The following is a 26,198-nucleotide window of genomic DNA, read 5'->3' as shown; positions in this document are numbered from 1 at the left end:
TGCGACCGGCCCTTTTCCTTTTGGGCGGGAGCGCTAGATTGCGCCTCCCATGCAGCCCTTCCATCATCTCCTCGCCAACAACCTGATCGCCAATATCACCAATTTCACGGTGTGGTTCGCGCTGACCTTCTGGACCTTTCTCGAAACCCGGTCGGTGTTCGCGACGGGGATGATCGCCGGCATCTATCTGGTGCTCACCGCCGCGCTCGGCATCTGGTTCGGCAGCCTCGTCGACCATCATGGCAAGCGCAACATGATGCTCGTGTCGAGCATGGCGTCGCTGGCGCTCTACGCCGCCGCGCTGGCGGGTTATGCGCTCGACCCCGACATTCGCGGCGCGGATACCGGCAGCCTCACGCTCTGGCTTTTCATCCTCGTCACGATGTTCGCCGTGATCGTCGGCAATATCCGCATGATCGCGCTTCCCACGCTCGTCACCCTCCTTGTTCCAGAAGACCGGCGCGATAAGGCAAATGGCCTCGTCGGCATGGTCAGCGGCATCGGTTTCCTGACGACATCGGCGATCAGCGGCTTCCTCGTCGCATGGGGCGGCATGGTCGGGACGCTGGCTTTCGCGATCGGCTTTACGCTGGTCGCGATTTTCCACATGCTGTTCGTTCGGGTCGACGAGCCGCGCAATACCGAAATGCACGACGCGCCGCGGCGCATCGATCTTGCCGGGACGCTCGGCGTCGTGCTCGGCATTCCGGGCCTCATCGCGCTCATCCTCTTCACGACCTTCAACAATCTTCTCGGCGGCGTCTTCATGGCGCTGATGGATGCCTATGGCCTGTCGCTGATGAAGGTCGAGGAATGGGGGCTGCTCTGGGCCGTCATTTCCTGCGCCTTCATCCTCAGCGGGATGGTGATCGCGCGAACCGGGCTCGGCGCGAACCCCGTCCGCACCCTGCTTCTCGTCAATCTGGCGGCATGGATCGTCGCGGTCTTCTTCACGATCCAGTCGTCGATCCTGCTGCTTGCGGCAGGCTGTTTTCTCTGGATGTTCCTCGGTCCCTATGCCGAAGCGGCCGAACAGACGACGCTGCAAAAGGTCGTTCCCTACGAACGGCAGGGCCGCGTTTTCGGCTTCGCCCAGTCGGTCGAGCAGTCGGCCTCGCCGCTCACCGCCTTCCTGATCGCGCCGCTGACGCAGTTCGTCTTCGTGCCGCTGATGACCGACGGTGCCGGCGCCGACGCGATCGGCGACTGGTACGGTCGCGGCCCCGAACGCGGCATCGCGATCGTCTTTTCGATTGCCGGCGCGCTCGGCGTCATCGCGACGATCGCGGCTTTCCGGTCGAAATCCTATCGCCGCATATCGGCCGCCTACGCCGTCGGAACCGGCAACGAAGCGGGTCGCCCGACAGAACAGCCGGCCTGACGACGAAGCCTCTTCCGTTTTACTTTGCAATCATTCTATCCTGCGCGCGAAGCAGAGAGAGGATGTGCGCATATGTTGTCAGGGATCCGGGTCGTCGACCTTACCACGGTCATCTTCGGACCCTATGCGACCCAGATGCTCGCCGATCTCGGCGCCGAGGTGATCAAGATCGAAACCCCCGGCATGGGCGACATATCGCGCTATCTCGGCAACGGCGTTCCCGACCCGACGATGGGGTCGATCCACCTCACCGTGAATCGCGGGAAACGTTCGATAGCGCTCGATCTCAAAAAGCCCGAAGACGCGGCGGTGCTTCGCGAGCTGATCGCGGACGCCGACGTCTTCTTCCACAATGTGCGGGGCAAGGCGATCGCGCGGCTCGGCTTCGATTACGAAGGCTGCAAGGCGCTCAAGTCCGATATCATTTACGTCCATGGCACGGGCTTCGGACAGGACGGCCCCTACGCCGACCTTCAGGCCTATGACGACGTCATCCAGGCGGCGACCGGCACCACCAGCCTGCTTCCCCGCGTCGACGGCAACCCTGCCCCGCGCTATTTCCCGTCGCTGATCGCCGACAAGATCGCGGGCCAGTTCGGCGCGCAGGCTATCCTCGCTGCGCTCGTCCACAAACTCCGCACGGGTGAAGGGCAAGAGGTCGAAGTGCCGATGTTCGAATGCTTCGCTTCATTCATGCTCACCGAACATCTGCGCGACGATACGCTCGACCCGCCGATCGGGCCCGCCGGCTATCCGCGCCAGCTCGACCCGACGCGTCAGCCTTTCCCGACAAGCGACGGCTATCTCGCGATCGTTCCCTACACCCCCGACTCGACGGCGCGGCTGCTGGGCCTGCTGGGAAGTGCCGACCTCCTCGCGACCCCCGAATATGAGGCGGCAAAGGCCAAAGGGCAGCACATGCCGATCATCTATAGCGAAATCGCGCGCAAGACGCCGGCAAAGACCAGCGCCGACTGGCTGGAACTGTTCGCCGCCAACGACATTCCCGCGATGGCGGCGCGCGACCTTCAGGACGTCAGGCAAGACCCGCATCTGGTCGCGACCGGATTTTTCCGCCACCGCACCCATCCCGATGCCGGCGCCTTCCACGAAATGCAGCCGCCGGTGAAATATGGCGCGATGCCGCCCCGCGATCTCGGCTTCGCGCCGCGCGTCGACGGCGACGGCGCGGCGATCCGCGGCGAACTCGCGACCCGGCACCGCTGAATTTTCACAATTGCATATCGGCGCATCATCCCTAGCATCGCAGCCACACGACAAAAGGGGGAGCCATATGACGCCGAACATCCTCGCACCGGGCGCGGTGCTGATCCTGTGGACGCTCGTCATGCTGGTCTGGGTCGCCGTGACGCGTTTTCGCGCGCTCGCCCAATCGGGTATCGATCTCAAGGCAGCACCACCGGGCGGTCGCGGCGGCGACCTCGAAGGCATATTGCCGCCCGTCACCAACTGGAAATCGCACAATTACACGCATCTGCTCGAACAGCCGACGCTCTTCTATGCCGTCATCCTGATCCTGCACGGCGTCGGCGGCTACCCCGCCTATGTCGTATGGATCGCCTGGGCCTATGTCGCGCTGCGTGTCGTGCACAGCGTCTGGCAGGCGACGGTGAACCGCATTCCGGTGCGCTTTGCCATCTTTGCGGCGTCGACCCTGTGTCTTCTGGCCCTCGCGCTGCTTGCGGTAATCGCCACTTTGGGTTGAGGGGGAAAGAAGGATGGACACGAACGCCATATTGGGACCGGTCGCGACGCTCGCGCTCTGGTCGATGATCATGTGGGTGTGGATGTATGCGACGCGCATCCCGGCGATGCAGCGCGCAAAGATCGACGCGGCAAAGATGGTCGGCGGCACCGGCAAGGGGCTCGACGACGTCCTTCCCCCCGAAGTGCAGTGGAAGGCGCACAATTATAACCATCTGATGGAACAGCCGACGGTCTTCTATGCCGTCGCGATCGCGTTGGCGGTCGGCGGAATGGGCGGCGGCCTCAACACCCAGATCGCCTGGGCCTATGTCGTCCTTCGCATCGTCCACAGCCTGATTCAGGTGACGGTCAATCGCGTCATGTGGCGCTTCCTTGTCTTCGCGCTGGCCAGCCTCGCTTTATTCGCGCTCTGCCTGCACGCCTTCATGGGATTTGTGCTGCATTGAGAGAACCCGTCGCCCCCGCGAAGGCGGGGGCGACGGTCGTTTTACGCAGCGGTGCTGGAAAAAGCCTACAGCGGCCCCCGCCTTCGCGGGGACGACGATTTATTTCGAAAAGCGCGCCGCCAGTTCCACATGGGTCGACCAGCGGAACTGGCCGACGGGCTGTACCCAGTCGAGCGTATAGCCGCTTTCGGTCAGGATTTTCGCATCGCGCGCAAAGCTCGCGGGATTGCAGCTGACATAGGCGATCGCGGGCACGCTTGAGGCCGCGATCTGCTTCACCTGCTCCTCGGCCCCGGCGCGCGGCGGGTCGAGGATGATCGCGCCGAAACGATTGAGCTCGGCGGGCACCAGCGGACGGCGGAACAGGTCGCGATGCTCGGTCGCCACGAGCGCTCGGGCACGGTTCGCGGCGCCGGTCAGCGCGGCAATCGCATCGCGCGCGCCCTCGGCCGCATAGACTTTGCGTCCCGCCTGCACCGACAGGGCGAAGGTGCCGACGCCGGCGAACAGGTCGGCGACCGCGCCGGCATCGCCGATTGCCTCGGCCACCGCATCGACCAACGCCGCCTGCCCCGCCGCCGTCGCCTGCAGAAAGGCGAAAGGCGGGACCTCGACCAAAATGTCGCCGAAGCGCATCGTCGGCGGTTCGGGCTGCCAGAGGATTTCGAGCCCCTCGCCCTGATCGATCGCAAAGCGCGCGAGGTTTTGCGCGCCGGCGAAATCCTGTAGCGCCATCGCGGCGTCGAGCCCCTCGGCCCGGACGCCCTCCAATATCAACTCGACGCCCTGATCGAGCATCTGCAGCTTGACCTTTACCGGGCGCCGCGGCTGCGCGATCATCGTGAGCAATGCGCGCACCGGCGCGATCAGCGCGAGGAGTTCGGGAAGCAGCAACGGGCACATCCGCATGTCGACGATCTGGTTGCTCTGCGCCGCGTTGAAACCGATCGCGACCTGCTTGCCCGTCCTGAGCGCGGTCAGCGCGGCGCGGCGGCGGCTCTGCGGCGGCGAAAGCTTCGCGGGACGCACATCGCCATAGGGAACGTCCTGTCCCTCAAGCCCGCCGACCACCCGGTCGCGCACGAAATCGGCGAGCGCCGGTTCGGCGACATGCTGCAACTGGCATCCGCCGCATTTGCCGAAATGGCGGCACACGGGTTCGGTGCGGTTCGGCCCCGGGATGATGATGCCGTCGTCGCGCACGCGGTCGCCGGGCACGCCGCCCGCCACATGGCGGCCGTCGCCCGTCACGCCATCGCCGCGCGCGGCGATGCGCTCGATCAGCGCAGCTTCGCTCATGTCAGTCCCTTATCAGATCGTCGGCTATCAAGCCGGGGCCTATACGCGCGGCCCGCGCGATATGCCAGCCCACCGCCGCCACGGCCGCATCGAACGCATCGCCGCCGCGCGCCAGCATCGCGCCGCACGCGCCCGCGAGCACATCGCCCGTCCCCGCTGTCGCGAGCCAGGGTTCCCCTGGCCACGCGGCGACCACCCGGCCATCGGGGGCGGCGATGATCGTGTCGGCGCCCTTGTAGATGACGACCGCTTGCGTGCGCGCCGCGGCTGCCTTGGCGCGGTCGATCTTGCTGCCGTAAAGTTGCGGAAAGGCGCGCGAGAACTCGCCTTCATGCGGCGTCAGGATGGCTTTTCGGGGCGTTTCGGAGAGACGCGGCAGCGCTGCGTCGATGGCCGCGGCGTCGAGCACGAGCGGCTTCCCCGAATCGAGCGCCGCCTCGACGTCGAACAACAATTCATCACCCGCCGGAAATCCCGGCCCGATGACGACGGCGCCGACGCGCGGATCGTCGAGCCGTTCGCCGAACTTCTCGTCACTCTCGGTAATGATCGCCGAAAAGGGTGCGCGCTCGCTGCCGTCGAGCACGACATAGCCCGCGCCCGCCCGCAGCGCCGCTGCGGCCGTCAGGCCGGCGGCGCCACGCATCGGTCCCGCAAAGACCAGCACCATGCCGCGCGTGAACTTGTGGGCCGCCGCCTCCGGTTTCGTCTCGCGCGACCTCGGCAGCGTCCGCATCGCCTTGTTTGCCGCTATGCCGATCGGTGCGAGCAGGACGCGGCCGCAGGCGGGCGCGGTCGGCAGCAGGACGTGCGCGGGCTTCAGCGCACCCAGCGCCAGCGTCACATGGGCGCGAAGCGGCGGCATCCAGTCGGTGCCCCCGTCGCTGTCGACGCCGCTCGGCACATCGACCGCCAGGATGCGCCGGTCCGAAAAAAGTCCCAGAACAACTGCGATATCGTCGGCGATGGGCCGCGAAAGGCCGACGCCGAATAGCGCATCGACGATCAGAGGCGCCGCGGCTAGCCGGCCATTGAGGGCTTCGACGGGGCCGTTCCACCCCGCCCGCGCCGCCTTCGCCAGCGCGGTCGCGGGTTCGGCCAGCGCGGCGACCCGCACCGCCGCGCCACGTTCGGCGAGCCGTCGTGCCGCGACATAGCCATCGCCGCCATTATTGCCCGGGCCGCAGAGGATCAGGATCGGCGCGCCCGCCGCCATCCGCCAGGCGGTATCGGCAACGGCCGCGCCCGCAAGCTCCATCAGTTCCGAAAGCGAGGTTCCCTGCACCGCGCACGCCGCCTCGGCCTCGCGCATCGCATCGCTGGTCAGGATCGGGGCGTCGGCGGGAACGGACATGCCTCCGCCTTATCACGATCGCGCGAACGCGCCTACTTCGCGCCGCCCGTATTCGCTGGCAGGCGATAGCGGTCGTGCCCGATCGCCACCTCGATCATATTGTTGCCGACGATGCTGACCTTCGCCGGCTCGGCGCCATCCGCCGACACGACCCCGCGCCCGTCGGTGGTGATCTGTAACCTGCGGTAACCGACATTGGCGCGCCCGACGACGAGGATCGTTCCGTCCGCGCCGCTCATTTCGTCGACCGTGCAAGTGCGGTCGAACAGTTTGGCGCCCTCCAGCGCGCATTCGATACGGCCATTTTCGGCCGCCTCGCGCGACCCGCGCGCTTCAGCCTCAGCCAGATCGCCATTGTCCGGCGCACGATCGCAGCCCGCGAGCGCGATCAGCGCCAGCAATGCCCCCCCAAATCGCTTCATCCCTTGCCCTTCAGCTGCGACAGGTCGCGCACCGCTCCTCTGGCGGCGCTCGTCGTCATCGCGGCATAGGCCTGAAGTGCTACCGAAACCTTGCGCGGGCGCGCTTTCTCGGGCTGCCAGGCGGCGTCGCCCTTCGCATCCATCGCGGCGCGGCGCTCGGCAAGGACGCGATCCGCCACCGCGAGGGTGATCGTCCGCGACGGGATGTCGATGTTGATGAGATCGCCATTCTCGACCAGCCCGATCGCCCCGCCCTCGGCCGCCTCGGGCGAGACATGGCCGATCGACAGCCCCGATGTGCCGCCCGAAAAGCGCCCGTCGGTGATCAGCGCGCAGGCAGCGCCCAGCCCCTTCGATTTCAAATAGCTCGTCGGATAGAGCATTTCCTGCATCCCCGGGCCGCCCTTTGGCCCTTCGTAGCGGATGACGACGACGTCGCCAGCCTCGACCTGTCCGGTAAGGATGCCCGCGACCGCCGCGTCCTGGCTTTCATAGACCTTCGCCGGGCCCGAGAATTTGAGGATGCTTTCGTCGACCCCCGCGGTCTTCACGATGCAGCCGTCGAGCGCGATATTGCCCGACAGCACCGCGAGCCCGCCGTCCTTGCTGAACGCATGGTCGGCCGATCGGATCACCCCCGCCTCGCGGTCGAGGTCGAGATTGTCCCAGCGCCGGTCCTGGCTGAACGCGGTCTGCGTCGGCACTCCGCCGGGCGCGGCGAGGAAGAATTTCTGCACCTCGGGATCGTTCGTGCGGGCGATATCCCATTTGTTGAGCGCATCGCCCAGCGTCGCGCTGTGCACCGTCGGCAGGTGCGCGTGGAGCAGCCCCGCGCGCTCGAGCTCGCCGAGGATCGCCATGATCCCGCCCGCGCGGTGGACGTCCTCCATATGGACATCGCTCTTTGCCGGCGCGACTTTCGACAGGCACGGCACGCGGCGCGACAGCCGGTCGATGTCCTCCATCGTGAAATCGACGCCCGCCTCGAACGCCGCGGCGAGCAGGTGGAGCACGGTGTTCGTCGACCCGCCCATGGCGATGTCGAGGCTCATCGCATTTTCGAACGCCTCGAACGTGGCGATATTGCGCGGCAGCACGCTGTCGTCGCCCTCTTCATAATGGCGCTTGCACATCTCGACGACGATCCGTCCGGCGCGCAGGAACAGCTCCTTGCGGTCGGCGTGCGTCGCGAGGGTCGAGCCATTGCCCGGCAGCGACAGCCCCAGCGCTTCGGTCAGGCAGTTCATCGAGTTTGCGGTGAACATGCCCGAGCACGACCCGCACGTCGGGCACGCCGAACGCTCGATCGCGGTGACTTCCTCGTCGGTATATTTCTCGTCGGCCGCGGCGACCATCGCATCGACGAGGTCGAGCGCGACTTCCTTGCCCTTCAGCACCACCTTGCCGGCCTCCATCGGCCCGCCCGACACGAACACCACCGGGATATTGATGCGCAGCGCCGCCATCAACATGCCCGGCGTGATCTTGTCGCAGTTCGAGATGCACACCATCGCGTCGGCGCAATGCGCATTGACCATATATTCGACGCTGTCGGCAATCAGGTCGCGGCTCGGTAGCGAATAGAGCATCCCGTCATGCCCCATCGCGATCCCGTCATCGACCGCGATCGTATTGAATTCCTTGGCCACCCCGCCCGCAGCCTCGATCTCGCGCGCGACCATCTGGCCGAGGTCTTTCAGGTGAACATGCCCCGGCACGAACTGGGTGAAGCTATTGACCACCGCGATGATCGGCTTGCCGAAATCATCGTCCTTCATCCCCGTCGCGCGCCAAAGGCCGCGGGCACCCGCCATATTGCGGCCATGGGTGGTCGTGCGCGAACGATAAGAAGGCATTTGGAGAGTTCCTGATAATATTATTTCATAAAATGACGATGAAATGCGCCTCTACACGCCTATGCACCGATGTTCAACGCCACTTTCTCGCACATCCGCGCCAGCCGCTCGGCGAACAGCGCCTGGCCCGTGGCCTCGCCGACCAGATCCTGCCGCATCTCGATCCCGACATAGGGGATGCCGTTCGCCTCCGCATGGCGGTTCATGGTCGCGTTGAGCAGCTTGCCCGAATAGGGTTGCTGGTCGCCGACGATCAGTCCTTCGGCCTCCAAAGCCGGGATCGCCGCGCCCGCGAGCCGGTCGTCCTCGTTATAGAGCACCCCGACATGCCACGGCCGCGCCTGATCGGGATGCGCCGCGAGCGACGGGGTGAAGCTGTGCAGCGACAGGATCGTCGCGGGCCGCGCCGCCGCGATCGTCGCCGCGATATGGTCGTGATAGGGCCGAAAGAAGCGCGCCAGCCGCGCCTCGCGCGCATCGTCGTTCAGCGCATTGCCCGGCACCGCATGGCCGTCGCTCGCGATCGGGAGCACCCCCGGCGCATCCTCCTCGCGGTTGCAGTCGACGACGAGCCGCGACACGCCGCCAAGGATCGCCGCATCGACCGCGCCCGCTTCGACGAGCCGCGCCGCGACCTCGGCAACGCCGATGTCGATCGCGATATGGTTCGACAGCAGCGCCGGCTCGATACCCAGATCGATATCCTCGGGCACGAACGCCGAAGCATGATCGGCGATAAGCAAGATACCGCCCGCGCGCGCTTCGCCGATCTGCCGCCACGCTTCGCTCACCTTAATGCTCCCGCCATCGTCCACCAGCCCGGATGCCGCTCCGCGAGCAAGGCGGCCGCCGCGTCGCGCTCGGCCGCCGCATCGAACAGCGCGAAGCAGGTCGCCCCCGAACCCGACATGCGCGCCAGCCAGGGCCTGAGCGCGCCGAGTTCGAGCAATATGTCCGCAATCGCCGGGCACTGGGCGATCGCCGGGCGCTGCAAATCGTTGCGCGCGCTGAGCAACCCCGCGCGCGGCTCGGCGCCCGTGAACAGCGGCCCACGATCGATCCCGTCCCATGCGGCGAACACCGGCCCCGTCGCGACCGGCTGGCGCGGATTGACCAGCAGCACCGGCGTTCCGCCGAGCCGCAGTCCGGGCACGACGCTCAATTCTTCGCCCGTGCCGACACCGAGGCAGGTCTCGCTCGCCACGCAAGCGGCGACATCGGCGCCGAGTGGGCTCATAATCCGCGCCAGCGCCCTATCGCCGATCTCGCGCAGAAAGTGACGCCGCACCAGCCGCGCCATCGCCGCGGCATCGGCCGACCCGCCGCCGATCCCCGCCGCAACGGGCAGCGCCTTGGTCAGCGTCACCGCGAGCGGTGGCACGCGGTCCGCGCCATGGCGGTCGCGAAGCAGCGCCAGCGCCCGCATCACCAGATTGTCGCCGTCAGCGCTCAATCCTTCGGCGAACTCGCCGTCGATCGTCAGGCTGTCGGCATCGGCGAACTCCGCCGCGATCGCATCGCCGCCGTCGACAAAGGCGAACAGTGTCTCGATCGCATGATAGCCGTCGGGACGCCGCGCCCGGACATGCAGCGCGAGGTTGATTTTGGCCCAGCCGGTCTCGCGAAACGCCGTCACGGCGCCGTCGTGGCGGGAGTCAACCCGTCGCGCAGCTTTGCCGTCAGCCGCGTCGCCATCTCGGCCTCGGCGAGCAGCGCCGCGGCGCGCCAATTATAGCGCGCGCGAAACTTCTGTCCCGCCTTCCAATAGGCGTCGCCCAGATGTTCGACGATCACCGGATTGTCAGGTTCGCCGCGCTGGGCTTTTTCGAGCAGATCCACGGCATCGCCGGTGCGTCCGGTCAGGAAATAGGCCCAGCCGAGCGAATCGCTGATGCTCGCATTCCGCGGCTCGCGGCGCCATGCCGCCTCGATCCGCGCCAGCGATTGCGTGATATCCTTGCGCCGTTCGAGCGCCGAATAACCGGCGAAATTCAATATCGACGCGTCGCCGGGCCGCAGCGCAACCGCTCGCTCCATCAGCGCTTGCGCCTCGTCCCACCGCCCCGACTGCAATAGCAATTCCGCCCGCGCAATCAGCAAGGTGCCGCGTAAAGCCCGGTCGTTTTCGCCGTCGCCGAGCGATGCCTCGAGCCGCTCATAGGCGCGCGCTGCCGCCGCGGGGTCGCCCGATCGCCGCGCGATGTCGGCAAGCCGGACGAGCAGACCGCGCGCAGGGCTGGCATTGGCGGCGGCTTCGGCAAGCTGCGCTGCGCCCGCGAGATCGCCCGCGTCGGCCATCAGTTCGGCGCGCCGCATCGTCAGCGCGGCGGGCAGTTCCTGACGCCCGCTATCGAGCAAGGCCATCGCGTCCCGGGACTGGCCGTTGCGGTCGAGGGCCTCCACCAGCGTCGCCCGCACTGCCCAATCGTCCTCGTTGAGCCAATAGGCCGCACGCGCGAACAGCAACGGCAGCTTCGCGCTGCCGTTCGGCGTCCGGGCAAGACCGTCGGCCAAAATGCCGAGCCATTGCGCCACGCCCGCGCGCGGTGTCGAAACCGGCTGGTCGGGAAGCAGCAGCATGGGATCTTCGCGTTGCCCCGACGCAAGTGCGATCCGCCCTCGCAGACGCTCGGCCGCGTCGCTTTTACCCGCCTTGTCCAGCGTCGCAGCAACCCGCACTCCCATGAGCTGGCTCGTCCGGTCGGTCAGTGTGATGCTGTCGGTCAGCGACGCGGCCGAATCGGCGCGCTTCGCCGCGATCTGGACGAGCACGACCTGCAGCGTCAGCGCCGGCTCGGGCCGGGTCGCGCTGTTCACCGCGAGCAGATGCTGTTCGGGAAATTTCTTGCGCGCGCCGATGTCGATCCACGCACTCACCGTCGGCAGGATCAACCGCGCGATCGTGTCGGCGCCCGTCTTGTCCGCCCGCCCCGCCATATAGGTACGGGCGGCGTTCCAATCCGACCGGCGCATCGCGTCGACCATCAGCACCAGCTGCGCATCGAAACGCCGGTCGCCCGCCGTCCACAGGCTCTGCGCGGCGGAGCGCGCGGCATCGAGATCGCCCGCCTCGATCGCCTGTTCGAGCATCCGTCCGCGGATACCGGGCAGCCCAGGCGCCGCGCTCGCCACCGCAGCCAGCGCCGACAGCGCCGCCGCCGGCGCTCCGCCCTCTTCCGCCAATCGCGCCCGTACGAGCGCATTGAGGACTTCGCCGCTGTCCTCGGCGGCATGCACGGGCGCCGCCGCCGCAACGGCGGCGGAGATCAAAAGGAAGCGCGCGGGCTTACATGTTCGGATAATTGGGGCCTCCGCCGCCTTCGGGGGTGACCCAGTTGATGTTCTGGGTCGGGTCCTTGATATCGCACGTCTTGCAGTGAACGCAATTCTGCGCGTTGATCACGAATTTCGGATCGCCTTCTTCCTCGCCGACGATCTCGTAAACCCCCGCAGGGCAATAACGCTGCGCGGGCTCGTCATAGAGCGGCAGATTATAGGCGACCGGGATCGACGGATCCTTGAGCTGGAGGTGAACCGGCTGATCTTCCTCGTGATTTGTGTTCGAAATGAACACCGACGACAGGCGGTCGAAGGTCAGCACACCGTCGGGTTTGGGATAGTCCGGTTTCGGCATGATGTCGGCGCGATAGAGGCTCTCATTGTCGGGATGATGCTTCATCGTGAACGGGACTTTGATCTTGAACGTTTCGAGCCACATCGTCATGCCCGACAGGATCGTGCCCGCAAGGTCGCCATATTTCTCGACGAGCGGCAGCACGTTGCGCACGACGCTGAGTTCCTTCTTGACCCAGCTGCCGTCATAGGCCGCTTGATAGGCGTCGAGCGTGTCGCTCGACCGGCCAGCGGTCACCGCCGCGAAGGCCGCTTCGGCCGCCATCATCCCCGATTTCATCGAGGTGTGCGTGCCCTTGATGCGCGGTACGTTGAGAAAACCGGCGCTGTCGCCGATCAGCGCGCCGCCCGGGAAGGCGAGCTTCGGCACCGACTGGAGCCCGCCATCGCTGATCGCGCGCGCGCCATAGGAGACGCGCTTGCCGCCCTTCAGGATTTTAGCGATCTCGGGATGCGTCTTCCACTTCTGCATCTCCTGAAAGGGGGAGATGTGCGGGTTGCGATAGTTGAGCCAGGTCACGAAGCCGAGCGCCACCTGTCCGTTCGCCTGATGATAGAGGAAGCCGCCGCCATTGGCGTTCTGGTCGAGCGGCCAGCCCTGCGTATGAATGACGCGGCCCGCGGCATGGTTCGCGGGGTCGATATCCCACAATTCCTTGACGCCGAGGCCATAGACCTGCGGCTCGCAATCGGCGTCGAGCGCGAATTGCGGCTTGAGCATCTTGGTCAGATGGCCGCGCACGCCTTCGGCGAAGAAAGTGTATTTCGCGTGGAGTTCGAGCCCCGGTGCGTAATCGGCCTTGTGGCTGCCGTCGCGCGCGACGCCCATGTCGCCGGTCGCGACGCCTTTGACCGAACCATCCTCATTGTAGAGGATTTCCGCAGCCGGAAATCCGGGGAAGATTTCGACGCCCAGCCCTTCGGCCTGCTCGGCGAGCCAGCGGCAAAGATTGCCGAGGCTGCCCGTATAGGTGCCCTCATTGTGCATGAAACCGGGCGAGATGAATTCGGGAAGGCCGAATTTCTTGTTCTTGGTCAAAATCCAGTGCTGATTGTCGTTCACCGGCACTTCGGCGAGCGGGCAGCCCTGATCGCGCCATTCGGGCAAAAGTTCGTCGAGCGCCCTGGGATCGATCACCGCGCCCGACAGGATGTGCGCGCCGACTTCGGACCCCTTTTCGAGGATGCACACCGATAATTCGCTGCCGGCCTCATTCGCCATCTGTTTCAGGCGGATCGCCGCCGAAAGCCCCGCCGGACCCGCGCCGACGATGACCACGTCATAGGGCATCGATTCCCGTTCGCTCACCGCAAATACCTTTCTGCCGTCCCCGCGCCGATCATTCATCGTGTCCGGCGCTCATTCTGTCACGAATTGCGATGCCCGCCAATTGACGCGCCCGTCAACTGTCTGTTTCAAACAATTTCATGGGAGGGCAAAACTCTGCGTTGCTGGCGGAAAGCATCCGCGACTGGTGGTCGCTGGCGGGTGTCGATGCGCTCGTCGGCGAGGAACCTGCGGGCTGGCTCGTCGTGCCGCCGGCGAATGACGCTGCGGCCGCCAAGGCGAAACGCGCCCCCGATAACGATCCCGAGCCGCTCCCGCTCCCCGCTGCGCTCCAGCGGCAGGAAGCGCCCGAGGCACTCGAACCGAAGGGCCCGGTCGTATTTCCCGACGACTGGACCGAATTTCAAAACTGGCTGGCGACCGGCGCCGACGTGCCCGGCAGCCAATGGGACGCGCGCCGCGTGCTTCCCGTCGGCGAAGCGGGCGCGCCGCTGATGCTGCTCACCGCCTGGCCCGAAATCGACGATCAGCAGGACGGCACGCTCTTTGCCGGACCCGCCGGAAAATTGCTCGACGCGATGCTGCGCGCGATCGGCGTGGCGCGCGGCGACTGCTACACCGCGAGCCTTGCCGTGACGCGCCCCGCGGGCGGTCGCTGCGACGGCCCGGATGCGGCCGAACTCGACCGTCTGCTATGGCATCATTTGCGGCTCGCCAAACCCGAACGCTTGCTGCTGATCGGAAGCGACATCACGCGCATGGCCGCCGCGACGGCGCTTCCCGACGCGCGCGGAAGGTTACTGAATATTAACCAAGATGGCGCCAAGATGGACGCGGTGGCTGTGGCGCATCCCGCGATGTTGCTGGCCCGGCCCGCCCAGAAAGCGGCGGCTTGGGATAGCCTGAAACGGTTCAACCGGGGACGTTGACAGATGGAAAATATGACCAGAATCCTCCTCTCCGGCGCCGCTCTGGCGCTTTCGCTCGCCGCCGCCGCGCCGGCGGTCGCCGCCGATGCCGGCGACCGCGATTTCGCCTCGGCGCCGCAAACGGTGCCCGATATCCTGTCATCGAAGCAAAAGCAGCTTTACACGCAGGTCCTCACAGCGATCCGCGGCCAGCGTTGGGCCGAAGCCAAATCCCTGCTCGACGGTTCCGATAACGGCCCGCTCACCGATTTCCTGCGCGCCGAACTGCTGACCGCGGCGAACAGCCCGCGCGCCGAAGTCGCCGACATCATGCCGATCCTTTCGCGCTCGCCCTGGTTGCCGCAAGCCGCGCAGCTCGGCCGCCTCGCGACCAGGCGCGGCGCGACCGATCTGCCGACGCTTCCCTTCGAGGCGCGTCTCGCCTGGGCCGGCAGCGCGCCGCGCCGGCTCGGCGCCGACAGCGTCAGCGACCCCGCGGCGGCGCGCCTCGCGGCGACGATCCCCGACCGGATCAAGAATGACGACCCCGCAGGCGCCGAAGCCCTGCTCAACGCCGTCATCGACCAGCTGAGCCCCCCGGCACGCGCCGAATGGACGCAAAAGGTCGCATGGTCCTATTATATAGAAAATGACGATCAGAATGCGCTGCGCCTGTCGCTCGCCTGCACGGCCGCCGGCGGAGCCTGGGCGACGCAGGGCGCCTGGGTTCAGGGTCTCGCTTCGTGGCGGCTTCGCGATTACCGCACCGCGCTCGCCGCGTTCGACCGCGTCGCCAAGGAAGCGCCCGACAGCGAACAGCGTGCCGCCGCTTATTATTGGGCATCGCGCGCCGCCGTCGCCGCGGGCCAGCCCGCCCTCGTACAGCCGCGCCTGCGCGCTGCGGCCGCCAATCAGGAAACCTTCTACGGCCTGCTCGCCGCCGAATCGCTCGGCGTCGAGGCGGCGGTCCAGCGCGAAAATATCCGCGCCGACCGGAGCGCGTGGCGCGCGCTCGAGAAGCTGCCCAACGTCCGCATCGCGATGGCGCTCGCCGAGATCGGCGAGGATGTCTACGCGGGTCAGGCGCTGCGCCATCAGGCCCAGATCGGCAATTCCGACCAGCATGCGCAGCTGATCGCGATGGCGGGCGCGCTCAGCCTGCCCGAAACCCAGCTCTATCTCGCGCACAATACGCCGCACGGCCGCAAGCCCGCTGTGCAGGCCCGCTATCCGCAACCCAAATGGGAACCGAATGGTGGCTGGCGTGTCGATCCGGCGCTCGTCTTCGCCCACACCTTGCAGGAATCCCGCTTCCAGCGCGGCGTCGTGAGCCCCGCGGGCGCGACCGGGCTGATGCAGGTGCGCCCGGGCACCGCGCGCGACATTGTGCGCTGGGAAGGCGCGGTCGCGGCGCTCGGCGATCTCAAGACGCCCGCGGTGAACATGGATCTCGGCCAGCGTTATCTGCAATATCTGAGCCGCGATCCCGCGACGGGCGGCCAGCTGCCCAAGGTCATCGCCGCCTATAACGCCGGCCCCGCGCCGATCGCGCGCTGGCAGACCGAGATCCGCGACAATGGCGACCCGCTGCTCTATATGGAATCGATCCCCTATTGGGAAACGCGCGGCTATGTCGGCATCGTGCTGCGCAACTACTGGATGTACGAAGCGCAGCAGGGCAAGCCGTCGGTCAGCCGCGCCGCGCTCGCGCAGGGGAAATGGCCGCGCTTCCCCGACGGGAAGGACCGCACGCGCCTGACCTATGCCGGCGATTTCGCGAATGCCGATTGACGAGAGCCTGGCGTTCAGGCCCGTCCGCATCGCGCTCCTGACGATTTCGGACAGCCGCAGCGCCGCCGACGACCGGTCGGGCGACAAGCTCGAGGACCTCTTGACCGGCGCCGGCCATATCCTCGCCGCGCGCGCGCTCATCAAGGACGAGACCGACCTGATCGTCTCGCGCCTCCACAACTGGATCGACGACCCCGAGGTCGATGTCGTCATCACCACCGGCGGCACCGGCCTCACGGGCCGCGACGTCACGCCCGAAGCGCTGCACCGGCTCGACGGCAAGGATATTCCGGGTTTCGGCGAGCTGTTCCGCTGGCTCAGCTATAAGACGATCGGCACCTCGACGATCCAGTCGCGCGCCTGCGCCGTGGTTGCGCGCGGCACCTATATCTTCGCGCTCCCCGGTTCGACCGGCGCGGTGACCGACGCGTGGGAAGGCATTCTCTCGACCCAGCTCGACAGCCGCCACAAGCCGTGCAACTTCGTCGAGCTGATGCCGCGGCTGACCGAATAGTCATTTCGTCATCCCGGCGAAGGCCGGGATCTCGCCTTATCGCTTTCACGCCGAGATCGGGATTCCGGCCTTCGCCGGAATGACGAAACTAGATTTGTTCTTTATATGTTCTCATTGCCGAGCTAAGCTCGACCAATGGACTCACCGAAGCCCCTGCCCCCGATTGCGGGCCGCGGAGCCCCGACCAACTTGCGCCCGACCCGCACCGGATCGCTCGACCGCGAGGCCGATGGCGACTGGCTCGACGCTGCTAATGAAATCGATGGCGAAGCGCCCAAATTGCGTACGACGGTGACCGTCGAGCATCCCAGGACCATCATTGCGCGCAACAAATCTCCCGACATCAGCTTCGATCGCTCGATCAACCCTTATCGCGGCTGCGAGCACGGCTGCATCTACTGCTTCGCACGCCCGACCCACGCCTTTCACGACCTCTCGCCCGGGCTCGACTTCGAAAGCAGGCTCTTCGCCAAGCCCGACGCCGCGAAGCTGCTCCGCGCCGAACTCGCGAAACGCAATTACAAGGTCGCGCCGCTCGCGATCGGCACCAACACCGACGGTTACCAACCGATCGAACGCGAATGGGGCATCACCCGCTCGGTCGTCGAGGTCCTCGCCGAAACGCGCCATCCGCTGATCATTACCACCAAGTCCGACCGCGTGCTGCGCGACATCGACCTGCTCGCCGACATGGCGCGCGACAATCTGGTCGGTGTTGCGGTGTCGGTGACCTCGCTCGATCCCGCCATCGCGCGCACGCTCGAGCCCCGCGCGCCGCACCCCAAACGCCGCCTCGCCGCGATCGCCAGGCTGATCGAAGCGGGCGTGCCGACACAGGTCAACATCTCGCCGATCATTCCCGCGATCACCGACCACGAAATCGAGGCGATCATGGCCGCGGCCGCCGAAGCAGGGGCGATCCGTGCGTCCTACATATTGATGCGCCTCCCCTATGAGGTCGCACCGCTGTTCCGCGCCTGGCTCGACGCGCACTATCCCGACCGCGCCGACAAGGTCATGCACATGGTGCAGGACATTCGCGGCGGTCGCGACAACGACGCCCAGTTCTTTACGCGCATGCGCGGCCACGGCGTCTGGGCGCAGCTCATCCGCACCCGCGTCAAGCGCGCCGCGCGCGAACATGGCATGGACAAAAGCTTCCCGCCGATCCGCAGCGACCTGTTCCGCCCGCCCGAACGCGACGGCCAGATGGAGCTGTTCTAAACACCGTCGCCCCCGCGAAGGCGGGGGCCGCTGGCGTCATGGAGAGACGATGGATGAGGAAGGCCTATGTCTACATCATGACCAACAAGCCGATGGGAATCCTCTACATCGGCGTGACAGACAATTTGCCAGCTCGGATTTTTGCACACCGATCGGGAACGGGATCGGAATTTTGCAAAAGGTGGAGCTTGACCCGGCTAGTGTATGCCGAGCCTTCCGATCGTATCGACGAAGCGATTGTTCGAGAGAAAGCGTTGAAGAAATGGAATCGCGTATGGAAATTGCGGCTGATTTCCGAGGGTAACCCCGAATGGGCCGATCTGTTTGACAGCATCAACGCCTGAGCCAGGGCGCCAGCGGCCCCCGCCTTCGCGGGGGCGATCCCTTTTCTCTCGCCTCACGCTTCCGCCAGCGACTTCAACCTGTAATCCTTGTAATCATCCCGAATTTGCCGCTTCAAAATCTTGCCCGTCGCCGTGTGCGGCAGCTCGTCGACGAAGACGATCTCGTCGGGCAGCCACCATTTGGCGACCTTGTCCGAAAGGTAATCGAGCACGCTCGCCTCGCTCACCTCGGCGCCCGGCTTCTTCACGATCAGCAGGATCGGCCGCTCGTCCCATTTGGGATGATAGACGCCCACCGCTGCGGCTTCCTGCACCCCTGGCGCGCCGACGGCGGCGTTTTCGAGCTCGATCGAGCTGATCCATTCGCCGCCCGACTTGATCACATCCTTGGCGCGGTCGGTGATCTGCATGACCCCGTCGGGGTGCAGCACCGCGACATCGCCGGTATCGAACCAGCCGTCGGCATCGGCGGCGTCGGTATCGGCCTTGAAATAGCGCTGGATGATCCACGGTCCGCGGCATTGCAGCCGCCCGCTCGTCTCGCCGTCGCGCGGCAGTTCCTTGTCCTCGTCGTCGACGACGCGCAGCTCGACCCCGAACGGCGGGCAGCCCTGCCGCGCGACGATGTCGACGCGCTCGTCGAAACTCATTTCGTCCCAATTCCACGGCCGCTTGCCCATCGTCCCGATCGGCGAGGTTTCGGTCATCCCCCAAGCATGGCCGACGTCGATCCCCGCCGTCATGAACCGCTCGATCATCGCGCGCGGGCACGCCGACCCGCCGATGATCACGCGGTGCAGCTTGCCATAGCCGATCCCCGTCGCGTCCATATGCGCGAACATCGCGATCCACACCGTCGGCACGCCCGCGCTGTGGGTGACGCCCTCGTCGTGCATCAGGTCGCACAGTATCTGCGCGTCGTTGGTTGCGGAAAATACCAGCTTCGCGCCGACGGTCGCGGCGGCGAAGGGAATGCCCCAGCTGTTCGCGTGGAACATCGGCACGATCGGCAGGACCACGCTGCGGTTCGACATGTCGAACACGTCGGGCTGGATTTCGGTGATCGCGTGGATGACGTTCGAGCGATGCTCGTAAAGCACGCCCTTCGGATTGCCCGTCGTCCCGCTGGTATAGCAAAGCCCGACCGGATCGCGCTCGTCGAGGGAAACCCACTCGAAGCCGCCGTCTTCGGCATCGATCAGGTCGCGATAGGAAAGATAGCCCTCGCGTGCCGGGGCGTCGAACAGGATGAAATGCTCGACGGCCGGCAATTGCGGGCGCAGCCGTTCGACGATCGGCAGGAACATCGCGTCGAACAGCAGCACGCGGTCCTCGGCATGGTTGATAATGTAGATCAGCTGTTCGTCGAACAGCCGCGGGTTCACGGTGTGCAGCACCCCGCCCATGCCGGCGGTGCCGTACCAGCTGACGAGATGGTGGCCATGGTTCATCGCCAGCGTCGCGATGCGGTCGCCCTTTTTCATCCCGAGCTTCACCATCGCGGCAGCGAAACGGCGCGCGTCGGCGCCGACTTCTCCCCAGTTCGATCGCGTCATGCTGCCGTCGGCCCATCGCGACACAATCTCGCGCCCCGCATGTTCGCGTGCGGCGTGATCGATCAGGCTGGTGACGAGCAGCGGCTGGCCCTGCATTCCCATGGTGCGGCATCCTCAAATATATATCGTTGCCGGCAATGGATAGGGGCGGAAACCTCCGATACGCAAGCGGGAAGGAAGGTCAGCGCACCCGGAACTCGCGCGGCGCGACGAGCGACAGCGCGGGCTCGGTCACGCCCGCGATCATGTCGAGCCGCGATACCGTGTCGGGGCCGAGCGCGAAACCGCGGCCAAGTTCGATGCGGATCTCGTCATCGGTCAGCGGATCGATCGTGGTGACGACCACGCGGCCCTTCGCGTCGTCGCGCTTGACGAGCAGCCGCGCCATGTCCTCGATCGCCGCCGGCGTGTCGACGCGGCAGGTCAGCTGGAGCGCGGCCGTCGCCGCCATATCGGCCAGCGACTGCGCACCGCGCACGGTGACCCGCGGCGTTTCCTCGCCTTCGAGCAGATCGAGTTCGACCGACAGCATCGCGCAGCCGCCCTCGGCCGCCAGCGCCTCGAGCGTCTTGCCGGCGATTTCGTCGAAACAGCTCGACTGGAACTGGCCGCTGCGGTCCGACAGGGTGAGGTTGAGGAAACGGTTGCCGCGCTGCGACACGCGCGGGCGCGCGCTTTCGACCATCGCCGCCATCACCATCGGGATGCGCGTTCCCGCCGTCATTTCGACATTGTCGCAGATGTCGCCATAGGAGCGCGCGCCGCGCGCCGAGACGATCGCTTCATATTGCTCGACCGGATGCGACGAGAAATAGAAGCCGAAGGCGTCCTTCTCGCGCGTCATCCGCTCGGCGAGCGTCCAGGGTTCGGCGGCGGGCAGTTGCAGCGCGGGCGCGATCGCGATGTCGCCGCCGAACAGACCGCCCTGCCCCGTCGAGCGTTCGTGCGCCGAGCTGTTCGCGCAGGCGAGCAGGCTCTCGGCCCCGGCAAAGGCGCGCGGGCGGTCGGGCTCGATACAGTCGAACGCCCCCGCCGCCGCCAGCGCCTCGATCTGGCGCCGGTTGAGCAGCTTGGGGTCGATGCGGCTCGCGAAATCGTCAAGGCTGACGAAATCGCCCTTCGCCCGCTCGGCGACGAGCGCCTCCATCGCCTTCTCACCCACGCCCTTGAGCGCGCCGAGCGCGTAACGGACGGTCAGTCCGTCATCGCCGCGTCCGACCGAAAAATCGGCCTCGCTGTCGTTGACCGAGGGCGGCGCGATGGCGACGTCGAGCCGGCGCATGTCGTCGATGAAGATCGAGAGCTTGTCGGTCTGGTGGCTGTCGAACGACATCGACGCCGCGAAAAATTCGTGCGGATAATGCGCCTTCAGCCACGCGGTCTGGTACGACAGCAGCGCATAGGCCGCGGCGTGGCTCTTGTTGAAGCCGTAGCCCGCGAATTTGTCGATCAAGTCGAACAGCTCGTTCGCGGCCTTCGCGTCGATGCCATTATGCTCGCCGCAGCCCTTGACGAAGGTGTCGCGCTGGGCGTCCATTTCGGCCTGGACCTTCTTGCCCATCGCGCGGCGCAAGAGGTCGGCGCCGCCGAGGCTGTAGCCGGCGAGGATCTGCGCCGCCTGCATCACCTGTTCCTGATAGACGAAGATGCCATAGGTTTCGGCAAGGATGCCTTCGAGCAAAGGGTGCGGATAGGCGATCTTCTCGCGCCCGTTCTTGCGCGCGCCGAACAGCGGGATATTGTCCATCGGCCCCGGCCGATAGAGCGCGACGAGCGCGATGATGTCGCCGAAATTGGTCGGCTTCACCGCCGACAGCGTGCGCCGCATGCCTTCGGATTCCAGCTGGAACACCCCGACGGTCTCGCCGCGCTGGAGCAGCGCATAGACTTCCTCATCGTCCCACGCGAGCGCGTCGAGATCGACGTCGACTCCGCGCAGCGCGAGCAGGCGCCGTGCTTCCTTCAACACCGACAGCGTCTTGAGGCCAAGAAAGTCGAATTTCACGAGGCCCGCGGTCTCGACATATTTCATGTCGAACTGCGTTACCGGCATGTCCGAGCGCGGGTCGCGATAGAGCGGGACGAGCTGGTCGAGGGGGCGGTCGCCGATCACCACGCCCGCGGCGTGGGTCGAGCTGTGCCGCGGCAGGCCTTCCAACTGCCGCGCCATGTCGAACAGGCGCCGCACCCCGTCGTCCTGCTTATACTCGGTCATCAGCTCGGCGACGCCGTTCAGCGCGCGTTCGAGCGTCCAGGGATCGGTCGGATGGTTCGGCACCAGCTTCGCGAGCCGGTCGACCTGACCGTAGCTCATCTGGAGCACGCGGCCCGTGTCCTTGAGCACCGCGCGCGCCTTCAGCTTACCGAAGGTGATGATCTGCGCGACGGTGTCGCGGCCGTATTTCTCCTGCACATAACGGATCACCTCGCCCCGCCGCGTTTCGCAGAAGTCGATGTCGAAGTCGGGCATCGACACGCGTTCGGGATTGAGGAAGCGTTCGAACAGCAGGCCCAGTTTGAGCGGGTCAAGATCGGTGATCGTCAGCGCCCAGGCGACGACGCTGCCCGCGCCCGAACCGCGCCCCGGCCCCACCGGAATGTCATGCGCCTTCGCCCATTTGATGAAGTCGGCAACGATCAGGAAATAGCCGGGGAAACCCATCTGGGTGATGACGTCGACTTCGAAATCGAGCCGCGTGACATAGGCTTCGCGGTCTTCGTCGGAGAGGTCGGGATAATGGGCAAGCCGCGCCGCCAGCCCCGCGTGCGCGTCGGCCTTGAGCTGCGCCGCTTCGCCCTCGCGGTCGCCCGCAAGGCTCGGCAGGATCGGCTTGCGTTTAGGCGCCATGAAGGCGCAGCGCTGCGCGACGACCAGCGTATTGCGGATCGCCTCGGGCAGGTCCGAGAAAGCATCCTCCATCGCCTCGGCGGGCTTCAACCACGCCTCGGGGCTCGATACGCGCCGGTCCTCGCTCTCGACATAGGCCGATTGCGCGATGCACAGCATCGCATCGTGCGCGGGATGGAATTGCGGCTCGACGAAGTTCGCCGGGTTGGTCGCGACGATCGGCAGCGCGCGTGCGTAAGCCAGATCGATCAGCGCATCCTCGGCCGCCTTCTCGACCTCATCGCCGCGCCGCGACAGCTCGATATAGAGCCGCCCGCCGAATAGCGCCTCCAACTGCTCGACATAATCGTCGGCGGCGCTTTTCTGCTCGCCCGCGAGCAGCCGCGCGAGCGCGCCCTCGCCGCCGCCGGTCAGGCAGATCAGCCCGTCGGTCTTGCCCGCTATGTCGGACAGCAGCACGTGCGGATCCTGCTCGACCGGACGGCCGAGATGCGCCGCCGACACCAGCGCGCACAGATTGTCGTATCCCGTGTCGTCCTGCGCATAGAGCGCGAGCCAGTCGATCTGCGGCGCGCCGTTCGCCAGCCGCTGCCCGGGCCGCGCAACGCTGAGCAGCGTGCCGACGATCGGCTGCACCCCCGCCGCCTTGCACGCCTCGCCGAATGCCATGACGCCATAGAGCCCGTTGCGATCGGCCACCGCGATCGCCGGAAACCCGCGCTCGCGCGCGGCTTTCGCAATCGCCTTGGGCTCGATCGCTCCCTCCAGCATGGTGAAACTGGAAAAGACGCGCAGGGGAACGAAGGGGCTGTAGGCCATTGGATGACGCTACAGTGACAGCGGTGATTCTGCCAAGGCTTAACCCAGCAGCGCCTCAATCTCTTTGCGCAATTGTTCGGGCTTCGTCGTCGGCGCGTGCCGCGACACGGTCTTGCCGTCGCGATCGACGAGGAATTTGGTGAAGTTCCACTTGATCCCGCTGCCGAGCAGCCCCGATTTTTCCTTCTTCAAATGCTTGAAGATCGGATCGGCATCGTCGCCGTTGACGTCGATCTTGGCCATCAGAGGGAAGGAAACATCATAGGTCAGCGAGCAGAAATTCTTGATTTCCTCGGCATCGCCCGGCTCCTGCGCGCCGAACTGGTTGCACGGGAAAGCGAGGATTTCGAACCCGCGATCCTTATAATCGCGATACAGTTCCTCCAGCCCTTCATATTGCGGGGTGAAACCGCATTTCGATGCGGTGTTGACGATCAGCAGCACCTTGCCGCGATAGTCCGCAAGCGACTGCGTCCCGCCGCCGGGCAATTTCGCCGAAAGATCGTAAAGCGCCATCGTTGGTCCCCTTTTTTGCCGGCGTCAGCCTACGCCTCGATATGCCCTTCGTGCAAGCGAAGCACGCGGTCCATCTTGGCCGCCAGCCGCTCGTTATGCGTCGCGACCAGCGCCGCCGAACCATGATCGCGCACGAGGCCGACGAACTGGTCGAACACCCGGTCCGCCGTCGCCTCATCCAGATTGCCCGTCGGCTCGTCCGCGAGCACGAGCAGAGGCCGGTTCGCGAGCGCGCGCGCCACCGCGACGCGCTGCTGCTCGCCGCCCGATAGCTTGCTCGGCTTGTGGTGCAATCGCTCGCCCAGCCCCAGCCGTCCGAGCAGATCGGCCGCCCGCTCCTCCGCCTCCGCCTGCCCCGCGCCGCGAATCAACTGCGGCAGCACGACATTCTCGATCGCGTTGAAATCGGGCAGCAAATGATGGAATTGATAGACGAAGCCGATCTTCTCGCGCCGCGTCTTCGTCCGCTCGCCCTGCTCAAAGCGCGTAACGTCCTCGCCGTCGATGCGGATGACGCCCTCGAACCCGCCTTCGAGCAGGCCCACCGCCTGCAGCATCGTCGACTTGCCCGATCCCGAAGGCCCGAGCAGCGCGACGATCTCGCCGCGCCGCAGCGACGCGTTGACGCCGCGCAGCACTTCGATCGTGACGTCGCCTTGGCGGAAGCTGCGCTTCAGCCCGACCAGTTCCAGCGCGACATCATTCATAACGCAGCACCTGTACGGGGTCGGTATTCGCGGCCTTGTACGCCGGATAGAGCGTCGCGAGGAAGCTGAACACGATCACCATGATGACGATAGCGGTGATCTCGACCGGATCGGGCTTCGACGGCAATTCGGTGAGGAAGCGGATCGACGGATCCCACAGCGGCTGGCCGGTCAGAAACTCGACCCCGCGCAGCACACCCTGCCGGAAATAGAGCAAGGAGAAACCGACGATCATCCCGGCGATCGTTCCGGCAACACCGATCGACAGCCCGATCGCCATGAAAATACGCATAACCGCGTCGCGCGGCGCCCCCATCGTGCGCAAAATCGCCATGTCGCGCGTCTTCGCGCGCACGAGCATGATCAGCGAAGAGATGATGTTGAACGAGGCGACAAGGATGATCAGCGACAGGATCACGAACATCGCGACGCGTTCGATCGACAACGCCTCGAACAGGCTCGCGTTCATCGATCGCCAGTCGGAGACGACCGCGCGCGCCGCGAGCTTTTCGGCGAGCGGCTGCATGATCTCGCCGACGCGGTCGGGGTCCTCGGTCTTGACCTCGATCATCTGCACAGCATCGCCGGTGAGCAGCAGCAGCTGCGCATCCTCCATCGGCATCACGATATAGGCCTTGTCGAAATCATAGACGCCGATCTCGAAAATCGCGGAGACGCGGTAGCTGATCTCGCGCGGCACCGTCCCGAACGGCGTCGAGCGGCCCTGCGGGTTGATGATCGTGACGTTCGACCCGACCTGCGCGCCCAGATTGCGCGCCAGCTCGCTGCCGATAGCGACATTGCCCGAACCCGCGGTCAGCGTCGTGAGGCTGCCCTGCAGCACCTTTCCGCCCAGCGTCTTGTTGCTGCGGATGTCGGGAACGGTCATGCCGCGCACCAGCACGCCTTCGACCCGCCCGCTGAAGGTTGCGAGCAAGGGCTGTTCGATCAGCGGCGTCGCCGAAACGACCCCCGGCGTCGCCTTCGCCTCTTTCAACACGCCCTGCCAATCGTCGATCCGCCCGCCGAATCCCTGAACGACCGCGTGGCCGTTCAGCCCGACGATCTTGTCGAACAGGTCGCTGCGCACGCCGTTCATCACGCTCATCACCACGACCAGCGCCGCGACCCCCAGCATCACCGCGGTGAAGCTGAACGCCGCCGCGACGAAGATGAACCCCTCGCCGCGCTGCGGAAGCAAATAGCGTTTGAAAATGGTGCGCTCGTACGGACGCAGGATCATGAAGCGATCGGCCTTTGCGGCGCATGTATAGTGACACGCATACCGCCGCTTTAGGCAGGTCAAACACCGCTGGCAATGGGCGCCAGCAAAGCGCCAAACCCCAAATGATTATAGGAATGTGTTGCCCATAGGTCACAGCGGCCCGCAAAATCGGGGCCAACGGGCCGTGAGAGTGTGACAAAGCGGCCCCCAAGACCTACCCCAAGGCTTCTGGTTCAACGCGGCCCAAAGGCCCGGCTCCAGGGAGTGCAGGCCTTTCGCCAGGCCTGCAACAAGGGGGATGGCGATGTTCGTCACAGGCGCCCGGGTCTCGCAAAACGA

The 26,198-nt window shown here is 66.0% G+C and carries 22 protein-coding genes; 9 read left to right on the top strand and 13 right to left on the bottom strand.

The genetic code is table 11. From position 1 onward, the window contains the following. Nucleotides 1-49 precede the first annotated feature (49 nt). From OVY29_RS05430 to OVY29_RS05415, 4 genes are all read left to right on the top strand, one after another. The gene (locus OVY29_RS05430) at nt 50-1,381 is read left to right on the top strand and encodes an MFS transporter (protein WP_037555728.1); all 1,332 of its coding nucleotides are present in this window, start codon (nt 50-52) and stop codon (nt 1,379-1,381) included. Nucleotides 1,382-1,453: 72 nt separating this feature from the next. Then, on the top strand, nt 1,454-2,608 hold the full coding sequence (locus tag OVY29_RS05425) for a CaiB/BaiF CoA transferase family protein (RefSeq protein WP_037555726.1): 1,155 nt from the start codon (nt 1,454-1,456) through the stop codon (nt 2,606-2,608). A gap of 67 nt (nt 2,609-2,675) precedes the next feature. Continuing rightward, nucleotides 2,676-3,107 carry an MAPEG family protein gene (locus tag OVY29_RS05420; RefSeq protein ID WP_037555725.1) on the top strand — a complete coding sequence of 144 codons (432 nt, stop codon included), beginning with the start codon at nt 2,676-2,678 and terminating at the stop codon, nt 3,105-3,107. 13 nt (nt 3,108-3,120) lie between these two features. Beyond that, nucleotides 3,121-3,555 carry an MAPEG family protein gene (locus tag OVY29_RS05415; protein ID WP_037555724.1) on the top strand — a complete coding sequence of 145 codons (435 nt, stop codon included), beginning with the start codon at nt 3,121-3,123 and terminating at the stop codon, nt 3,553-3,555. A gap of 99 nt (nt 3,556-3,654) precedes the next feature. Here OVY29_RS05415 and OVY29_RS05410 read toward each other — a convergent pair whose 3' ends face one another. From OVY29_RS05410 to OVY29_RS05375, 8 genes are read right to left on the bottom strand one after another with little or no spacing between them, the layout of a single operon-like run. Continuing rightward, nucleotides 3,655-4,854: a class I SAM-dependent RNA methyltransferase gene (locus OVY29_RS05410; RefSeq protein WP_037555723.1), complete on the bottom strand. Its 1,200-nt coding sequence runs from the start codon at nt 4,852-4,854 to the stop codon at nt 3,655-3,657. A gap of 1 nt (nt 4,855) precedes the next feature. Next, on the bottom strand, nt 4,856-6,208 hold the full coding sequence (locus tag OVY29_RS05405) for an NAD(P)H-hydrate dehydratase (protein ID WP_313911096.1): 1,353 nt from the start codon (nt 6,206-6,208) through the stop codon (nt 4,856-4,858). 32 nt (nt 6,209-6,240) lie between these two features. Continuing rightward, complete coding sequence (locus OVY29_RS05400; protein ID WP_037555721.1) at nt 6,241-6,630, bottom strand: hypothetical protein; 390 nt, start codon at nt 6,628-6,630, stop codon at nt 6,241-6,243. Further along, entirely contained in the window at nt 6,627-8,486 is a 1,860-nt protein-coding gene (gene ilvD, locus OVY29_RS05395; RefSeq protein ID WP_037555718.1) for a dihydroxy-acid dehydratase, read from the bottom strand. The genes OVY29_RS05400 and ilvD overlap by 4 nt, the downstream gene beginning before the upstream one ends. Before the next feature lie 59 nt (nt 8,487-8,545). Further along, nucleotides 8,546-9,277, bottom strand: coding sequence for an N-formylglutamate amidohydrolase (locus OVY29_RS05390; RefSeq protein ID WP_037555716.1), 732 nt, complete (start codon nt 9,275-9,277; stop codon nt 8,546-8,548). Next, a complete protein-coding gene (locus tag OVY29_RS05385; protein WP_037555715.1) occupies nt 9,274-10,122 on the bottom strand; it encodes a 4-(cytidine 5'-diphospho)-2-C-methyl-D-erythritol kinase in 849 nt (282 codons plus the stop codon). The genes OVY29_RS05390 and OVY29_RS05385 overlap by 4 nt, the downstream gene beginning before the upstream one ends. After that, nucleotides 10,119-11,756, bottom strand: a complete 1,638-nt coding sequence (locus OVY29_RS05380) for a tetratricopeptide repeat protein (RefSeq protein ID WP_235211529.1) — start codon at nt 11,754-11,756, stop codon at nt 10,119-10,121. The genes OVY29_RS05385 and OVY29_RS05380 overlap by 4 nt, the downstream gene beginning before the upstream one ends. A 16-nt stretch (nt 11,757-11,772) precedes the next feature. Further along, complete coding sequence (locus tag OVY29_RS05375; protein WP_037555840.1) at nt 11,773-13,428, bottom strand: electron transfer flavoprotein-ubiquinone oxidoreductase; 1,656 nt, start codon at nt 13,426-13,428, stop codon at nt 11,773-11,775. Nucleotides 13,429-13,568: 140 nt separating this feature from the next. Between OVY29_RS05375 and OVY29_RS05370 the strand changes: the two genes are divergently transcribed. The 5 genes from OVY29_RS05370 (at nt 13,569) to OVY29_RS05350 (ending at nt 18,188) form a co-directional block, all read left to right on the top strand. Continuing rightward, nucleotides 13,569-14,336 carry a uracil-DNA glycosylase family protein gene (locus OVY29_RS05370; protein ID WP_313911095.1) on the top strand — a complete coding sequence of 256 codons (768 nt, stop codon included), beginning with the start codon at nt 13,569-13,571 and terminating at the stop codon, nt 14,334-14,336. Nucleotides 14,337-14,348: 12 nt separating this feature from the next. Next, nucleotides 14,349-16,106 (top strand): lytic transglycosylase domain-containing protein, encoded by a 1,758-nt coding sequence (locus tag OVY29_RS05365; RefSeq protein ID WP_037555838.1) that lies wholly within the window; start codon nt 14,349-14,351, stop codon nt 16,104-16,106. Further along, nucleotides 16,096-16,620, top strand: coding sequence for a molybdenum cofactor biosynthesis protein B (moaB, locus tag OVY29_RS05360; RefSeq protein ID WP_037555711.1), 525 nt, complete (start codon nt 16,096-16,098; stop codon nt 16,618-16,620). The genes OVY29_RS05365 and moaB overlap by 11 nt, the downstream gene beginning before the upstream one ends. Nucleotides 16,621-16,755: 135 nt before the next feature. Further along, the gene (locus OVY29_RS05355; protein ID WP_037555710.1) at nt 16,756-17,844 is read left to right on the top strand and encodes a PA0069 family radical SAM protein; all 1,089 of its coding nucleotides are present in this window, start codon (nt 16,756-16,758) and stop codon (nt 17,842-17,844) included. A gap of 53 nt (nt 17,845-17,897) precedes the next feature. Beyond that, on the top strand, nt 17,898-18,188 hold the full coding sequence (locus OVY29_RS05350) for a GIY-YIG nuclease family protein (RefSeq protein WP_037555708.1): 291 nt from the start codon (nt 17,898-17,900) through the stop codon (nt 18,186-18,188). A gap of 53 nt (nt 18,189-18,241) precedes the next feature. Here the strand turns inward: OVY29_RS05350 and OVY29_RS05345 are convergent, their stop codons facing one another. From OVY29_RS05345 to OVY29_RS05325, 5 genes are all read right to left on the bottom strand, one after another. Further along, entirely contained in the window at nt 18,242-19,846 is a 1,605-nt protein-coding gene (locus OVY29_RS05345) for a long-chain fatty acid--CoA ligase (RefSeq protein ID WP_037555707.1), read from the bottom strand. A gap of 79 nt (nt 19,847-19,925) precedes the next feature. After that, nucleotides 19,926-23,411 (bottom strand): DNA polymerase III subunit alpha, encoded by a 3,486-nt coding sequence (gene dnaE, locus OVY29_RS05340; protein WP_037555706.1) that lies wholly within the window; start codon nt 23,409-23,411, stop codon nt 19,926-19,928. A gap of 39 nt (nt 23,412-23,450) precedes the next feature. After that, nucleotides 23,451-23,927: a glutathione peroxidase gene (locus tag OVY29_RS05335; protein ID WP_037555704.1), complete on the bottom strand. Its 477-nt coding sequence runs from the start codon at nt 23,925-23,927 to the stop codon at nt 23,451-23,453. Between the two features lie 29 nt (nt 23,928-23,956). Continuing rightward, nucleotides 23,957-24,634 (bottom strand): ABC transporter ATP-binding protein, encoded by a 678-nt coding sequence (locus tag OVY29_RS05330; protein ID WP_037555703.1) that lies wholly within the window; start codon nt 24,632-24,634, stop codon nt 23,957-23,959. Further along, nucleotides 24,627-25,877 (bottom strand): lipoprotein-releasing ABC transporter permease subunit, encoded by a 1,251-nt coding sequence (locus OVY29_RS05325; RefSeq protein ID WP_037555701.1) that lies wholly within the window; start codon nt 25,875-25,877, stop codon nt 24,627-24,629. Before OVY29_RS05325 ends, OVY29_RS05330 begins: the two co-directional genes overlap by 8 nt. Between the last annotated feature and the right edge of the window lie 321 nt (nt 25,878-26,198).

It is taken from the genome of Sphingopyxis sp. SE2, assembly GCF_032227185.1.
Classification (GTDB): domain Bacteria; phylum Pseudomonadota; class Alphaproteobacteria; order Sphingomonadales; family Sphingomonadaceae; genus Sphingopyxis.
Note: the sequence above shows the minus strand (reverse complement) of the source record. Positions and strands in the feature narration are given on the sequence as shown.